Here is a 17,347-nt window from a genome sequence, read left to right as displayed (position 1 = left end):
TGAATAAGAAGCAACTGTTTTCGAAAATCGGAGAAGAGTAAAGGAAAATTTCGCACGGAAGTAAACGGAAAAAAAATAAAAGCATGCTTCGACAAAAAATTTACTTTCATTATTCGGAAAAATGCTGCTAAATACTCACATAAGGAAGTGTAATTTTTTGTCATAGTTTTATGATTTTGGTATATACTGAAAACGTTGAAGTATTTAAGCGAACTAGGTATTCTCCTCTTGATAAAAACGGAAGCAAAACAGTCAAGAGGAAATTATCTGCTTTTTTACTTTGATTAAAAACTAACCTGCCACTGATATCAAATACATTTATTTCAATATCATCAGAAACAATTTTTGAGAATTCGAAATTTATTGTTTGAATAAATGGATTGGGATACGTATTAAATTTTATTTCCTCGGGTGGATTTGAGGCAATATACTTTCCCCAAAAACTCTGTTGAAATCCCTGCTGAATCACATAATTAAAACTTGAAGTCCCAACATTACTGTTTTGACCAATCGTTTGTGAAACTGAAATCCCATCTGGTAATTTTTTGGAAGCCCCTTGTGCAGAAACCATCTCATGATGTAAAACTTGACCTTGAAAAGTCACTGTAAATAATATAAGTAAGTACCTCATAAATATAATATTTTATACAATATTACATAAATAAAATGTATTTCAACGATAAAATTTGCATTTAATCGGAAATAATAAGTATTAACAAGTGTATAATTACATATTATAAATACATGATTAACAATACAATATAAAATCGAAACTTTTTTTACATTTAAAAAGAAAGGTGTTTTTAACACGGAATACTTTTTCTAGAACTAAAAAAATAGCAGTCAAAAGTTTAAGGTAAGCATACGGCACAAAAAAAGGGTTTAACTCTACAGTTAAACCCTTTTTCAATACATAGCGATACAATTTATTTCTTGTAATACTTTTTATATTTTGGATAAGACAAAGCACCAAATAATGCAATCACTCCACTAGTATACCAAATCCAACTTAGTGAATGTGCCTCACCACTTGCATACGAGTGTAATCCTACTAAGTGAAAATTCACTCCATAATACGTAAACAATGTAGAGATAAAAGCAAACATACTCATTAGATTAAAAATCCATTTTCCACGCAATGAAGGAACAAAACGAGCATGAATTACAAAAGCATAAACCATAATGGTAATCAAAGCCCAAGTTTCTTTTGGGTCCCAACCCCAATACCTACCCCAACTTTCATTAGCCCATTGTCCGCCTAAAAAGTTACCAATAGTAAGCATGATAAGTCCAATTGTTAGAGCCATTTCATTGATATAAGTAATTTCTTGAATGTTTAAATCCATTTTTACTTTATTCTTTTCATTCGTAAACATAATTAGCAATAATGCTACAGCTCCTAAAATCATTCCCAAAGCTAATGGACCATAACTTCCTACGATAACCGCAACGTGAATCATTAACCAATACGAGTTCAAAACAGGTTGTAGGTTGGCAATTTCGGGATCAATCCAGTTCAAGTTAGCTGCAAATAAAATCATTGCAGTTACAAATGCTGAGGACGCCACAGTAAGTTTTGATTTACGATCAAATGCCAATCCAAAAAACATAGTTGCCCATGCAATATAAATGATAGATTCATAAGCATTACTCCAAGGTGCATGTCCAGAAATATACCATCTTGCAATTAACCCAACTGTATGTAAAACAAAAAGTAAACCTATTATTATATGCATCCCATTTACAGAAAATTGCAACCACTTACGTTCTTTGAAAATTTGTAAAATGGTAAAAAACAACATTGCAATAGCTGCCAAAATATACCAAGTGGTTAATTTGCTAAAAATATCATATTTGTTATACATTATCTCTGAGGAGATTCTGTCCTCACTTGGTCTTACTTTACTACCAAAACGTTTTTGAAAACCAGTAATACTTTCTACTAATTCATCAGCAGTCTTAAAATCTCCTGTTGTAGATGCAGTTGCTAATGAACCAAAATACAATGGCAACACATTTTTGGTATAAGTTGCTTCCATACCTTTAAAACCAGCCTCATTCAATTCTAAAAAGGAAACCCATTTATTGTTTTTATCCTCTGGAATCGGGAAAATTTTAAGGATACGACCACTCAAAGCAGATTCCATAAGATTTACCCTTTTGTCTGTATCGATAAAATCTTTTTCAAATTGATTTGGATTAGCAGCTTTATAAGACTCGTCTAAGTATTTAGAAAGTTTGTAATTCCCTTTTTCATCAAAAAATGCTATGAACGGTGCAACCTTTGCTTTGCTATCAACACCAATTATTTTTCTTATACTATCGTTTCCTTTTCTTAAATGAATGATAGGAATCTCAATCCAATAACTAGCATACTGAGTTATTGATAAGAAAACTTGATCTGAATTCATATCATTATAAGAATCACTCTGGCTTACTTTTCGCAATAATTCTGATGAAAAAGTGTTGATTGGTTTCATTCTTCCACCACCATCTTGAATCACTAATCTACCAAATTTAACAGCATGAGCCTCAGAAACCTTATATTTTGTTATTAAAGCCAGTAATTCCTCTTGACTTAATTTTTTCTTAGAATGACTGCTGTGTTGTGCTGGTTTTTCACTAGCGGCTGCCTCACTTGCTGGAGCTTCAGTATGTGCGTGCCCTTCATGTTCTGCATGTTCGTGTTCTTGAGCCATACCGCTCATACTAAAAAACAATAGGCAAACCCCTAACAATTTTGCTTTTTTAGATTTCACAACATCCAATTTTCTTTTTAGATCAGCAAATCTTGAATATTTAGTAAACATAATAGCCATCATAGCAAAATACAACATAAAATAACCGATGTACGTTAACAAAGTACCCCAAAAATCATGGTTTACGGATAAAATAGTTCCTTTTTCATCCGGGTCAAATCCCGATTGAAAAAAACGATACCCTTCATAATCTAAAACATTATTCATATAAATTCGGGCATCAAATGGCTCTTTATCTTGAACCGTTACTTTACTTTCAAATGAAGAATAACTTTTCTCAGTTCCAGGGTATTTTTGAGCAATAAAATCATTCAATCTGATTTTAAAAGGCAATACATAGGCTTTGCTTCCGTAGAAAAAAGAATAATCTATTTTTCCAATTTTAACTGTTTTGGACTCCCCTACTTTTCCTTTTGAACCTAAAAGAGTAACTGTTTTTTCCTGGCCTTCTGCTTTTATTTTAAACGTAATAGCATCTTCATGCGTTTTGGCTTTAAAATCATTATCCGATTCATAGTCTACAATTCCTTTTACGGCAGGATCAGGAAATACAAAACGCATTTCGCCTATGCTATATAAAGAACGCATCATTAAGGGTTGTGCATTATCCTTGGTAACTTTACCTTGTAACTTATCTGCCATACGCATAAAGTTACCTTCAAAAGGAGTTTGAATGGTATATTCTTTACCATTTGTGGTAATGTTTATAGCGCCATCAGTGTATTTATTAAGTGAAAACAATACGTTATGAATGTTTTGAACTTCGCCTTCTTTCAAGAAATGTTCGTGTCTTCCACCATCACCAGCTTCTACTATTTTTAAGTAAAGAATTCCTTTTGGATCGGGTTTTATATATTCTTTGGCACCCATTATAAAGTTTTCATATTCCACTTCAAATGGGGTATCGGCAAATTTTCCAGTGATACTAAAATCATTATTTGTAGCAGGAGATAAAAGCACTTTTTCCTCAAAAACTCTGCGCCTCATTTCGCCTTTGTATTCGCCATCAACAAAGACGGTAAGAAAGGTTTTTTCTGAAAAAATCTGATTTTCAGCAGCTCCTTCACGAATCGGCATTACTCCTTCATAACTTATATAACGCGTTACAAATGCACCTACAATGATGAAAATAAACGACAAATGGAGCAATAAGGTAGCCCACTTTTCTTTTTTTAATAATTGATATCGCTTGATGTTACCAATAAAATTAATCACAAAAAAGACATGAATGGCCTCAAACCACCAAGCATTGTAAATCAAGATTTTTGCAGTATCTGTATTGTATTTACTTTCTATAAAAGTTCCGGTACCCATAGCAACTGCATATGCTATAAACAAGAAAGCCATCAAACGTGTAGAAAACAAAAAAGAAACTATTTTTTTTTCCATTTTTAGGAGATTATGTTTTGTAAAATTGCCACAAAAGTACTTAAAAATGTTGAGTACTTTTAGCTGACATTTGTTAATTAAATCAAAATTAAGGTGGTGTTAAGAGAGAAAAACATTTATTTTCGGTTTCAAACTGTTACATTTTTACAGTAATCTCCAATTGAATTTTTTTTATATTTTTTTTTCTAATTTTGTCTGATGAATAAAGTAGTTATTATAGGTTCTGGAAATGTAGCTCAACATTTAATTGAGGCTTTTCAAGTTGAGGAACAAAACAAAGAAATTGAATTAATACAAGTATACACAAGACAAAAATCAGCACTGTCTCACCTACTGTCTTGGAATCAAATTACAGATGATTTTAATTCCCTTGCCGAGGCTGATGTATACATTATATGTGTGGCCGATGATGCTATTGAAGAAGTTTCGGCAAAGCTACCCTTTAAAAACCGATTAGTAGTACATACATCAGGCAGCATTCCACTTACCGCAATCCATGAAGACAATAGAAAAGGTGTTTTTTATCCCTTACAAACTTTTACAAAAAATAAAAAAGTAGACTTTTCTAAAATACCTATTTGTCTTGAAAGTGAAAACGCACCAGATTATCATATACTTCTTAAAATAGCACAATCTATTTCTAAAAAAGTGTATGCAATCAATTCAGAACAAAGAAGAGCATTGCATGTTGCTGCCGTATTTGCCAATAATTTTACCAATCATTTGTTCCAAATTAGCCAAGAAATTTGTCAGGACAACCAAATTCCTTTTGAAATTTTGAAGCCGTTAATTTTTGAAACTGTTCAAAAACTTGAAATTTTAACTCCACAAGAAGCCCAAACTGGGCCTGCAAAAAGGAACGACCAAAAAACCATTGAAGCGCATGAAACTTTTTTGGCACACAAAAAATATTTAAACATTTATAAAATTCTAACCCAATCTATTCAAGAAAATGTCAAAAAGTTATAAGGAAATAATGAATGATATCACTACATTTATTTTTGATGTAGATGGTGTACTTACAGATGGATCTGTTTTTGTGACCAATGAAGGTGAAATGTTAAGAACAATGAACATTCGCGATGGATATGCCATGAAAGCAGCTGTAGAAAGCGGATATAAAGTGTGTATTATTTCTGGCGGAAGTAACGAAGGTGTTCGAGTTCGTTTGCAAAATCTAGGTATAACCGATATTTATTTGGGCACACCTAATAAAGTGGCAACCTTTGATGAATACACCAATTTGTACCAAATAAAACCTGAAAACGTATTATACATGGGTGATGATATACCAGATTATCATGTGATGAAATTAGTAGGTTTGGCTACCTGCCCGCAAGATGCTAGTCCTGAAATAAAAACCATTTCAGGCTATATATCTCATAAACATGGCGGTAAAGGAGCTGTACGTGATGTAATAGAACAAGTTATGAAAACTCAAGGAAAATGGAATACCCATTTTGAAGGTAATCATGATTAGTTAATACTATTTTTTCTCCCAATACTAAATAAAATCAATTTAGTTTTAAAATGATTTTAAACGTAAAATTATGCACTATTTAAAACTCATTCGATACCAGAATCTTTTAATGCTTGCTTTGATGCAACTGGTTTTTAGATTTGGATATTTTCAATTCGAAAATGTAACATTGGCACTCAAAGATTGGCAATACCTTTTGCTTGTTTTATCTTCTGTATGTATTGCAGCGGGTGGCTATGTGATAAATGATATTTTTGATCAAGGTACAGATGCCATCAACAAACCCAGTAGAATGACCATTGGAAAAAGCATTTCTGAATCTCAAGCTTACAATTTATATGTGGGACTCACAATTGTGGGTGTTGGAATAGGTTTTTATCTTTCAAATGTAATTTCTAAACCTGGTTTTGCCTCAATTTTTGTACTGATCGCAGCTACGCTCTACCTTTATGCAACAAGTTTGAAGCAAATGTTACTTATAGGCAATGTAGTTGTAGCACTTTTATTGTCTTTTAGTGTTGTAATTATAGGCGTTTTTGATTTGTATCCTGCCACCGTACCTAATAATAAACAGCAAATGGGTATCTTATTTTCAATACTTCTTGACTACGCTGTCTTTGCTTTTATGATTAATTTTATTAGAGAAATTGTCAAAGATATTGAGGATAATGATGGTGATTTTAATCAAGGTATGTACACGCTGCCTATTGCAATAGGAAAGTCTAGAGCCGCAAAAACTGTTTTTGCCCTAAGCTTTATTCCTCTTGCAGCCATTTTATATTATATTAACAGTTACTTACTAAACTTGTTTTTTGTAACTATTTATTTGTTGTTATTTGTAGTAGGGCCTTTATTATTTTTTATTGTAAAAATATATACTGCAAACGCAACAAAAGATTTTAAATATTTGAGCGTTATACTCAAGTGGATACTCTTTTTTGGAATCCTATCATCAGCTATTATCCGAATAAATATCAAATACAATGCTTAAAAACAAACTGAAAGATTACAAAATAATTTTGGCATCAGGTTCGCCAAGACGCCAACAATTTTTTAAAGATTTAGATCTCGATTTTGAAATACGACTCAAAGAAATAGAAGAAGTTTATCCATCTGGATTAAAAGCACACGAAATAACTGATTACTTAGCCGTTTTAAAAGCATCGGCTTTTGAAAACGAACTGGATAAAAATGAACTTTTAGTAACTAGTGATACCATTGTTTGGCATGAAGGTAAAGCTTTGGGTAAACCAAAAGATAAAGCAAATGCTTTCGAAATTTTAAAATCCTTATCGAATGCGACACATGAAGTAATTACATCGGTTTGTTTTAAAACTTCGGAAAAAATAGAGGTCATTCATGAAGTTACCAAAGTTACCTTTACTGCTCTGAGCGATGAAGCTATTGCGTATTATTTAGAAAATTACAAACCTTATGACAAAGCTGGTTCTTACGGAATTCAAGAATGGATTGGTTTTATTGGAGTTTCAAGAATTGAAGGATCTTATGCTAACGTGATGGGAATGCCTACAGATAAAGTGTATGAGTACCTTTCTAAACTATAAATACTCATGTTAATTCACTTGATAAAAGAATATTCAAAAGAAATAATTGCAACTGGAATTGTAGGTCTATTGCTTTTTTTATTAAGGTACTTAACCACTAAAATAGTAAGGAAATATGCAAAATCTAATTTAACAATAGAGCACAGAACTAATTTAGTGATCAAATACCTTCATTTGTTCATCAATATATTAGTAGTAATTGCGTTGATTATTGTTTGGGGAGTACAACCTAAAGATATTATTATTGCTTTATCTTCATTTACTACCGTTGTAGGTGTAGCCATGTTTGCACAATGGTCTATTTTAAGCAATATTACCTCTGGAATTATCTTGTTTTTTTCATTTCCGTTTAAAATTGGTGATGTGATAAAAATTCATGATAAAGATTTTCCAATTCAAGCAGAAATTGAAGATATAGGTGCATTTCATGTTTTTTTATTGACCGATGAAGGTGAAAAAATCATTTTTCCAAACAATTTGTTACTGCAAAAAGGGATTTCGATTATTAAAAATAAACATGCTGATAAAGAATTTACAGATTAATAGTTTCATATAGTTAAGGGAAATAAGAATTTATTATGTGATAATATTGTAATCATTTGAAGTAATGATGTAATTACTAGTTGAGGTTTTTTATTGATTTTTGTACTGTAAATTGTTCTTATATATTTGTAAGACAACTCAAACCATTTCTATATGAACGAAGAACTAAAATTTCCTTTTTACGCAAAGCTTACTTTTATCACATTGGGTTTAATTGCCCTGATTTTTATATTTTACATAGGGCAAAATATAATTGTTCCCATTATAATGTCGTTTTTGTTTGCGATCTTATTATATCCAATTGCTCAATTTTTAAAATTAAAACTTAGGTTTCCCAACGTCTTAGCAGTAATGATTGTAGTGATTTTATTCATCTTGTTCTTCATTGGACTTTTCGTTTTTTTATCCTATCAAATAAGTGATTTTGCTGAAGATTTTGATAAGATTGAGAAAAACATAAACATCCATCTTTCTAATATTCAAGGTTTTATTAGAGATACGTTTCATGTAAGTTCTAGAGAACAAAAACAATATATTGATACTGCAACCGAAGATTCATTAGAAAAAGGGAAAGAGATTTTAGGCACAACCTTAATGTCATTTACAGATACTCTTGTAAATTTAACTCTAATACCTATTTACACTTTTTTAATATTATTATATCGAACCCACTTTTTGATGTTTCTATCAAAACTTGTTGATAAAGAACACCATCATAAACTAAAAGATATATTGACCAATATACGTATTGCTATAAACAGTTATATCGTGGGGTTAATTATAGAAATGATATTAGTAGCCACAATGACTACAATTGGATTGATGTTAATAGGTGTTAAATATGCCATATTATTAGGAGTGATGACCGGAATTTTAAACTTAATCCCCTACATAGGAATTCTTTTTGCGGGTGTTTTAAGTATCGTGGCCACTTTAACAGGCACACCTGATTTATCTATAATAGTTGGTGTTATCGCAGTTACTGTAGTTGTTCAGCTTATTGATAACAATATTTTGGTACCGTTAATTGTAAGTTCAAAAGTTGAAATCAATGCATTTATATCTATTATTGCCATCATTATTGGTGGTGCCATAGCAGGGGTTTCTGGAATGTTTCTTGCACTGCCTATATTGGCTGTTTTGAAAGTTATTTTCGATAGAATAGACACACTAGAGCCTTGGGGTTACCTAATGGGTGATCATTTACCCAAAACGTACACGTGGCGTAACATAAAATTACCCCTTTTTGATTCAGAGGAAGAGTCAAAACCCAATGTTATAATCACAGAGGTTCAACTTCCAATGTTTACAGAAACTACAACTGAAATTGACTCCTCAAAAACTAAAGAATAGATCAATAAGTTTTAGTTTCTATATCCTATGCCTACCCCATCATTGATTGAGGGGTAGTTATTTCAGTCTGTCAACTGTACCCTTGATTTTTATAAAATGCGTACCCCAAAAAAAACTTTACTATTCTTGCTTATTCTTTGTGCAGCACAGTTGACTTTTGCACAAAAAAAAACAACTGCAAAGGATAGTACTGCCATCTATTCCAACATTAAAAACTTTTCTAAAAAGACCAAGTTTACACAGGTAATGCACAAACTAATCTTTAGATCTTCTGTTATAAAAAGCAGAAGCACTAAACAAGTACAGAAACAATACTCCGATTACGAAGGCAAAATTATTCGAAAAATAAACATCGTAACCTTAGATCCATTTGGATACTCTGATGTTGACACTTCAAAAAAACCAAAAAATTGGGCTGAGCGAACCGGTAATAAAATCCATGTAAAAACCAATAGATTAGCCATTTTAAATTTACTTTTAATTAAAAAAAACAAACCTTTTGATTCTTTACTAGTAAGAGAATCTGAACGATTGATACGCTCGCAACGATATATAAACCGTGTAGATGTAGCGCCTCAAAGCATTGTAAATAGCCCTGATTCCGTTGACATTTCTATTCGTATTTTAGATTCCTGGAGTATTATTCCAAAAGGATCAATTTCAAGCTCACGAATGAATCTTGAAATTAATGAACGTAATTTTTTAGGGTCAGGACATCAATTTGAAAATAAGATCAAAAATCAATTTAGTGATTCAAAAACTGCTTATGATGTGGCGTATAGTATTCCTAATATTAAAAATACTTTCATAAACACTAAAGTACGGTATCAAATAGATTTAGACGGTTATTATGGCAAAAGTATAAATATTGAACGTCCTTTTTATTCCCCTTTGACAAAATGGGCAGGCGGAATTTATCTAGATCAACAGTTTAGAAAAGATTCTCTTCCTGACTTGAATGCTGTTTTTGAATTTCAAAATTTTAAATACAATACACATGACTTATGGCTAGGGCGCGCTTTCAAGCTATTTAAAGGGAACTCGGTTGGTGACCGAACTACAAATCTTGTTGTAACGAGCCGATTTATGAATTTAAAATATTCAGAAAGTCCTACAGCGGTATATGATCCCGAAGATTTTTATTCTAATGAAAAACTGGCCTTAATTGGAGTAGGAATTTCGTCACGTACCTTCGTTCGAGATCGATACATATTTCAATATGGTATAATTGAGGATATACCTATTGGTAGAATCTATGCATTAACAGGTGGATATCAATATAAAAATAATGCTAGACGTATGTATCTGGGTTCTCGTACGTCTTTTGGTAACTTTTATAAATGGGGCTTTTTGAGTACCAATTTTGAATTTGGAACATTTTTAGAAAACTCAAATACGATGCAAACTGCATTTACTTTTGAAGCCAACTATTTTACTAACTTAATGACAATTGGTAAGTGGAAAATCAGACAATTTGTAAAACCTCAGGTAATAATTGGTTCTAAAAGAGCTAATGCCTACGGTGATCAATTATCAATAAATGAAAATTACGGGCTTAGTGGTTTTACTATGGCAGCCTATGGAACTCAAAAGGCTATCTTAACACTACAAACTCAAGGATACTCCCCTTGGAATCTTTGGGGATTTCGCTTGAATCCATTTATCAACTACTCAATTGCAGCGCTAGGCAACACCTCAAAAAGCTTTTTAGAAAGCAAAGCTTATTCCAAGTTGAGTATTGGATTCATTATCAATAACGATTACCTTGTTTTTAGTTCTTTCCAAATTTCGTTATCCTATTACCCAACAATACCTGGCAATGGGAGTTCAATTTTTAAAACAAATGCAGTCGAAACAACTGATTTTAGATTGCAGGATTTTGATTTAGCAAAACCAAGAACTGTACAGTATAAATAATTGAAAATCAACAAACAAAAAAAATAAATTAACATCAAAAATCGAGTGTGAATTATACAATTTATATTTCAAATTATGTAAATCAACTGTGTCTTAATACTTTATATTTGTTATCTTAATAATCACTTCTAAAACCAATAATAATGAAAAAAGTTACCTTCTACTTAATGATGATGGTGTTGTCATTAAGTGTGCTACCAACACAAGTATTTGCCGCTGAAAAAAATCCAACTACAATTTCTTCTACTCCAAAAGAAGTTCCTGCAGAAGTTAAAGTTTTATTGAATCGTCTTGATGAAATAAAAGCAATGGACAAATCAGAAATGAGTCGAGCAGAAAAAAAAGAGCTAAGAAAAGAAGTTCGAGCTATAAAAACAGAATTAAAATCTACGGGGAATGGTGTCTATTTATCTGTAGGAGCTATTATTATAATTATTCTTTTACTTATATTGCTTTTGTAAAGCAAATTTTAATGATTTGAAGAGGAAACGTAAATGCGTTTCCTCTTTTTTTTTCCATTATACCTACATTATATTACTAAAACAATTAAATAAATTTTAAATTATGAAAACCATTCAAACAATACTAATTGGAATACTTTTTATGACGTGTTCCTTTTCCATAGACGCACAAGTATCTGTAAATGTAAATATCGGTACACCTCCAGCTTGGGGACCATCAGGATATTCAGCAGTAGACTATTATTATTTACCAGATATTGAAGCTTATTATGACGTTAGAGCAACACAATTTATTTTTTTAGGTAATAGTGGATGGATCAGATCTAGAAATCTACCCAATCAATATCGAAGCTATAACTTATATAATGGATACAAGGTAGTGTTGAATGATTATCGTGGTAAAACTCCTTACGCTAATTTTAAAACACACAAAACAAAATATTATAAAGGGTACAAAGGTAAACCTCAAAAAAATATTGGAGTTTACAAAGTCAATAATTCAAGTTCATTTAAAGCCAATAAAAATTACAAAAGCGAACAAGGAAATCACGGAAACAATAAAAAAGACAAAGGAAATAATGGTCATGGAAAAGGTAAAAATTAAATTTTAAATATTTAATTACCAATAATTTAACTATAAAATAAATCTTTTGATATATTTCCCTCTTTCTTTAATACATATTACTTAATCTGATTTGGCACAGTTCTTGAAAATTGTTGATAGAGATAAAAAAAACATTTTTATAATAAATCAATAAAATAGAATAATATGAAAACGATTAAATTAATAGCTGCTGGAATTATTTTACTAGTTACAAGTTCAATGCAAGCACAAGTATCTATAAATGTAAATATTGGTAGTGCTCCTTCTTGGGGACCCACCGGAAATGTAAATGCTGAGTATTATTACTTACCAGACGTAGAAGCTTATTATGATGTAAGAGCTACACGATTTATATATTTTGACAGTGGAAGATGGATTCGTGCAAGGTTTCTACCTAACCAATATAGAAATTACAATCTAAACACAGGGTGTAAAGTAGTTCTTAACGATTACCATGGTCCAAGTCCTTACAATCATTTTAAAACCCATAAAGTAAAATACTATAGAGGGTACAGAGGTAATGAACCTAGAAATGTAGTTTATCATGTAGATAGAAGAGTTTACGCAAACAATAGAACTGATAATCGAGAATACTATAAAGGACACAGAGACAATGATCGTCATGATGACCACAAAAACTACAAACAAAAAGATAAAAGACACGATAGAGATCACGGACGTGGACATGATAGAGATTAAGGAATCATATATACTTAAAAAAGGGAGAAGAACACTAAATGTTTTTCTCCCTTTTTTTGTAGAAAAGATTTTATAAACAGTATCGAACGTTAAAAAATTTTGTAAAAAATATTTAATCCCTACATTTGGAGTTAAAGGAATAATATATTTAGATAATGTATAAAAAAAGCTACTTAATCAGTATTGTATTGCTAATTTGTTTGCAAATCACAAATGCACAACAACCTCAAAAACTTAATTCAGTTGAAATTTACAATCAAATTGAAAAACTCAATTTTCTAGGCTCAGTATTATACATAGCTGCACACCCTGACGATGAGAACACGAGACTTATTTCTTTTCTTGCCAATGATCAAAAAGCACGCACAGCTTATCTCTCGTTAACTAGAGGAGATGGTGGGCAAAATTTAATTGGTACACAGTTACGAGAATTACTAGGTGTAATAAGAACTCAAGAACTTATAGAAGCTAGAAAAATAGATGGTGGTGAACAATTTTTCTCGAGAGCAAATGATTTTGGATTCTCAAAAAATCCAACGGAAACTTTATCCATTTGGGAAAAAGAAAAAGTATTAGCTGATGTAATTTGGGCAATAAGAAAATTCCAACCAGATGTAATTGTTAATCGCTTTGATCATAGATCTCCGGGAACCACACACGGGCATCACACCGCATCAGCAATGTTAAGCGTTGAAAGTTTTAAGATGGCTAATGATTCAACTGTTTTTCCCGAGCAATTACAATTTGTAAAGCCTTGGCAAACTAAAAGACAATTTTTTAATACTTCATGGTGGTTTTACGGTACAATGGAAAAATTTAATGCTGCTGATAAAACAAACTTAATTAGCCTTCAAACGGGTACATATTATAGTAATCTAGGGAAATCAAACCAAGAAATTGCTGCTTTGAGTCGGAGTCGTCATCAATCACAAGGTTTTGGTAGTACAGGTGTTCGCGGTGAGGAGACTGAATATTTGGAATTCATAAATGGAGAAGCTTTAAAAGATAAAAAATCTCTTTTTGAAGGTATAGATACTTCCTGGAATCGTGTCAAAGGTGGAAAGCCAATTGGAGATTTACTCTCAACTATTGCAAAGGAATTTGACTCAAAAAATCCTTCGGCAAGTATTCCAAATTTGGCGAAAGCCTTCACCATGATGCAAGCCTTAGAACCTAATCAATGGTCACCTGTAAAAGCAGCCGCAGTAAAAGAAATCATTGCTGCTTGTGCTGGATTGTATTTAGAAGCTGTGGCTCAAAACCAAGAGACAACTCCTGGTAGTACCCTAAAATTAAAACTTGAAGCTATCAATAGAAGTGCCATTCCCATGGAGTTGATTAGTGTTAAAACAATACCAAATAACATTCTTTCAAGTCAAAACCAAGATTTAAAATACAATCTACTCAAAACAATAAATCTTGATTTTAAACTTCCTGAAAACCTAGATTATACACAACCATATTGGTTGCAAGATGCGGGTACAACTGGAATGTATACTGTAAACGACCAAAATAAAAGAGGTGTTCCAGACATTTTAAGAGAAGCGAAAGTAGAATTTAATATTCGTATCAACGGAATTGAAATTCCATACGAGCGTACCATTGTTTACAAATATAATGATGACGTAAAAGGTGAAGTTTACAATTACCTTGATATTGTTCCAGATGTGACTACTGCAATTACAGATAAGGTTTTGCTTTTTAAAGACACAAAAACTAAACAAGTAGGTGTTAAAATTAAAGCTGGTAAAGATAATATTAAAGGAAATTTACAGCTTGAACTTCCAAAAAACTGGACAGTAACACCTCAAAACATTCCGTTTTCATTTGAAAAAAAGGGAATGGAGCAAATTTTTTATTTTGATGTTACAGCTCCAAAAAAAGCCGAGGAAACAATAGCTAAAAGTGTTGCAATTATTGACAATAAAAGATTTGATAAAGAACAAATTATCATTTCTTACGATCATATAACAAAACAGCAAGTACTACAAACAGCATCGGCTAAATGTATCAAAACCGACTTAAAAACAAATGAAGAAAGAATTGCTTACATTATGGGTGCTGGTGATGAAGTCCCAAACAGCTTGACACAGTTAGGATATAAAGTAACATTAATCAAAGCAGATGAAATTACACCAGAAAAGCTAGAAAACTTTGATGTAGTAATGACAGGAGTTAGAGCATACAATACTATCAACGCATTGGTTAACAAACAAGCAATCCTTTTTGATTTTGTAAAAAACGGAAAAACAATGATTGTTCAATACAATACTGCAGGTGACTTAGTGACCAATGTCATAGCACCTTATCCTATAAAATTATCTCGTGATCGTGTCACCGAAGAGGATGCTGAAGTTCGTTTTTTGGCTCCAAATCATCCCGTTATGAATTATCCTAATTCAATAACGGCACAAGATTTTAAAGGCTGGAAACAAGAGCAAGGATTATATTACCCAAATGAATTTGACAAGGCGTTTACCCCTATTTTTTCATCAAATGATACAGGAGAAACACCTAAAAATGGCGCTTTATTAATTGCGCCTTACGGCAAAGGACATTATGTATACACAGGCATTAGTTTTTTTAGGGAACTACCAGAAGGTGTTACGGGTGCTTATAAATTGATCTCAAATATTATCTCTTTAAAGCCTTCACAAACCATATCAATTCAAAACAACAAGCTCTAATTTATAACTATGGAACCATTGAAACAAAAAACTTGGAAAAAAAATTACACTTGGGTATTGGTGGCAAATGCCATATACATTGCCATTTTTTGTCTTATTATGAAATTATACTCTTAAACTATGCAATTATTTGACTGGATTATACTAATTGTTACATTACTTTTTATTGTTGTTTACGGAGCTTGGAAAACAAAAGGAAGTAAAAACGTTGAAGATTTTATACTTGGTAATAACGAAACTCCGTGGTATGTCGTAGGACTTTCTGTAATGGCAACTCAAGCAAGTGCAATTACGTTTTTATCTACTCCAGGACAGGCTTATCATGACGGAATGGGTTTTGTGCAGTTTTATTTTGGTTTGCCTATTGCCATGGTTATAATTTGTGTAACCTTTATTCCTTTGTACCACAAGTATAAAGTGTATACAGCCTACGAATATCTCGAAAAAAGATTTGATTTAAAAACCCGTTCTCTTGCTGCCATACTTTTTCTATTTCAAAGAGGTTTAGGAACTGGATTAACTATTTATGCACCCGCAATAATTTTATCTGCTATACTCGGATGGAACCTTACTTATATGAATATTGTAATAGGTTTCTTGGTAATTATTTACACGTTTTCCGGAGGTACAAAAGCGGTTAATGTGACTCAAAAACAACAGATGTTTGTGATCATGTCTGGAATGTTTATCACATTCTTTCTTATTCTGTATTATTTACCTAATGATATGACGTTTTCTAGTGCTCTTCATATTGCAGGTGCCAATGATAAAATGAACATTGTTAATTTCTCTTTTGATCCCGAAGAAAAATATACTTTTTGGAGTGGTATAACAGGCGGTTTTTTCTTGGCACTAGCCTATTTTGGAACAGATCAATCCCAAGTGGGTCGCTATTTATCGGGGAAATCTGTACGTGAAAGTCAAATGGGACTGATTATGAACGGACTTTTAAAAGTTCCTATGCAGTTTTTCATATTACTTACAGGTGTCATGGTGTTTGTTTTTTTTCAGTTTAATCCGGTGCCTTTGAATTTCAATCCAAACAATAAAACATTGATTGAAAAATCAGCATATAAAGGAGAGTACAACGCATTAGAACAAAAACTGAATGATCTTTCTGAAGATAAAAAAGTCATAAACTTACTGTATATTGATCAGCTTAACCAAGATTATGACAATCCTATCTTGAGAAAAGAACTAGTAGCTTTATCAAATAAAGAAAAAGATTTAAGAGACAAAGCCAAAGAGATCATTCTAAAAGCAGATAGTAACAGCGAAACCAATGATAAAGATTATGTGTTTTTTCATTTTATTCTTAATTATTTACCAAAAGGTCTTATTGGGTTATTATTGGCTGTAATTATATCGGCGGCCATGTCATCAACTGCCTCAGGACTTAATGCCTTAGCATCTACAACTGCTATAGATATCTACAAAAGAAATGTAAAAGCTGAAAAATCAGAAAAACATTTTTTGTATGCAACAAAGTTTTTTACACTTTTATGGGGTGTGATTGCCATTCTTTTTGCCTGTGTTGGAACTTTATTTGAAAATTTAATTCAATTAGTAAACATTATTGGATCTATATTTTACGGGACCGTTTTAGGGATTTTTCTAGTAGGTTTTTATATCCACAAAGTACAATCAAAAGCTATTTTTTACAGTGCTGTGGTAAGTCAACTCACCATTTTTATCATTTATTACTACGCTATTTATGTATATCCTAGCGGTCAGGAAAAGTTAGGCTATTTATGGCTAAATTTTATTGGCGCCATGCTAACTATAATTATTTCATTGCTGTTTCAGTTTACAATTTTTAAAAAGTCACAAAAAGAAGTAGCGCACTAAATACTGTACTTATTCCTGATAAAAAATCTTATTCTTGTTTTA

At 31.8% G+C, this 17,347-nt stretch carries 14 protein-coding genes; 12 read left to right on the top strand and 2 right to left on the bottom strand.

Annotated features, from left to right (window positions below; all coding sequences use genetic code 11):
• Positions 1-160: 160 nt before the first annotated feature.
• Positions 161-631 carry a T9SS type A sorting domain-containing protein gene (locus K5V07_RS07090; RefSeq protein WP_221916933.1) on the bottom strand — a complete coding sequence of 157 codons (471 nt, stop codon included), beginning with the start codon at positions 629-631 and terminating at the stop codon, positions 161-163.
• A gap of 295 nt (positions 632-926) precedes the next feature.
• On the bottom strand, positions 927-4,148 hold the full coding sequence (gene ccsA, locus K5V07_RS07085; protein WP_221916932.1) for a cytochrome c biogenesis protein CcsA: 3,222 nt from the start codon (positions 4,146-4,148) through the stop codon (positions 927-929).
• A gap of 198 nt (positions 4,149-4,346) precedes the next feature.
• On the opposite strand from ccsA, the gene K5V07_RS07080 reads away from it, so the two are divergent.
• From K5V07_RS07080 to K5V07_RS07025, 12 genes are all read left to right on the top strand, one after another.
• Entirely contained in the window at positions 4,347-5,117 is a 771-nt protein-coding gene (locus tag K5V07_RS07080) for a Rossmann-like and DUF2520 domain-containing protein (RefSeq protein WP_182650060.1), read from the top strand.
• The gene (locus tag K5V07_RS07075; RefSeq protein WP_221916931.1) at positions 5,101-5,628 is read left to right on the top strand and encodes an HAD family hydrolase; all 528 of its coding nucleotides are present in this window, start codon (positions 5,101-5,103) and stop codon (positions 5,626-5,628) included. Before K5V07_RS07080 ends, K5V07_RS07075 begins: the two co-directional genes overlap by 17 nt.
• Before the next feature lie 70 nt (positions 5,629-5,698).
• Positions 5,699-6,619, top strand: a complete 921-nt coding sequence (locus tag K5V07_RS07070; protein ID WP_221916930.1) for a geranylgeranylglycerol-phosphate geranylgeranyltransferase — start codon at positions 5,699-5,701, stop codon at positions 6,617-6,619.
• A complete protein-coding gene (locus tag K5V07_RS07065) occupies positions 6,612-7,193 on the top strand; it encodes a Maf-like protein (protein ID WP_221916929.1) in 582 nt (193 codons plus the stop codon). The genes K5V07_RS07070 and K5V07_RS07065 overlap by 8 nt, the downstream gene beginning before the upstream one ends.
• Positions 7,194-7,205: 12 nt before the next feature.
• Positions 7,206-7,736, top strand: coding sequence for a mechanosensitive ion channel domain-containing protein (locus K5V07_RS07060; RefSeq protein WP_221918152.1), 531 nt, complete (start codon positions 7,206-7,208; stop codon positions 7,734-7,736).
• A gap of 153 nt (positions 7,737-7,889) precedes the next feature.
• Positions 7,890-9,089 carry an AI-2E family transporter gene (locus tag K5V07_RS07055; RefSeq protein WP_221916928.1) on the top strand — a complete coding sequence of 400 codons (1,200 nt, stop codon included), beginning with the start codon at positions 7,890-7,892 and terminating at the stop codon, positions 9,087-9,089.
• Between the two features lie 96 nt (positions 9,090-9,185).
• Positions 9,186-11,006 (top strand): hypothetical protein, encoded by a 1,821-nt coding sequence (locus tag K5V07_RS07050; protein ID WP_221916927.1) that lies wholly within the window; start codon positions 9,186-9,188, stop codon positions 11,004-11,006.
• Between the two features lie 143 nt (positions 11,007-11,149).
• A complete protein-coding gene (locus K5V07_RS07045) occupies positions 11,150-11,467 on the top strand; it encodes a hypothetical protein (RefSeq protein WP_144891709.1) in 318 nt (105 codons plus the stop codon).
• 103 nt (positions 11,468-11,570) lie between these two features.
• Positions 11,571-12,071, top strand: a complete 501-nt coding sequence (locus K5V07_RS07040) for a hypothetical protein (RefSeq protein WP_221916926.1) — start codon at positions 11,571-11,573, stop codon at positions 12,069-12,071.
• A gap of 165 nt (positions 12,072-12,236) precedes the next feature.
• Positions 12,237-12,770 (top strand): hypothetical protein, encoded by a 534-nt coding sequence (locus K5V07_RS07035; protein ID WP_221916925.1) that lies wholly within the window; start codon positions 12,237-12,239, stop codon positions 12,768-12,770.
• A 155-nt stretch (positions 12,771-12,925) separates the two neighbouring features.
• Positions 12,926-15,457, top strand: coding sequence for a PIG-L family deacetylase (locus tag K5V07_RS07030; RefSeq protein ID WP_221916924.1), 2,532 nt, complete (start codon positions 12,926-12,928; stop codon positions 15,455-15,457).
• A gap of 120 nt (positions 15,458-15,577) precedes the next feature.
• Positions 15,578-17,305: a sodium:solute symporter gene (locus K5V07_RS07025; RefSeq protein ID WP_221916923.1), complete on the top strand. Its 1,728-nt coding sequence runs from the start codon at positions 15,578-15,580 to the stop codon at positions 17,303-17,305.
• Positions 17,306-17,347: the final 42 nt, after the last annotated feature.

Origin of the sequence: Flavobacterium sp. CHNK8 (assembly GCF_019774515.1) — a bacterium.
GTDB classification, from domain to species: Bacteria; Bacteroidota; Bacteroidia; order Flavobacteriales; family Flavobacteriaceae; genus Flavobacterium; species Flavobacterium tiangeerense.
This window is presented reverse-complemented; position numbering and strand designations above follow the sequence as displayed.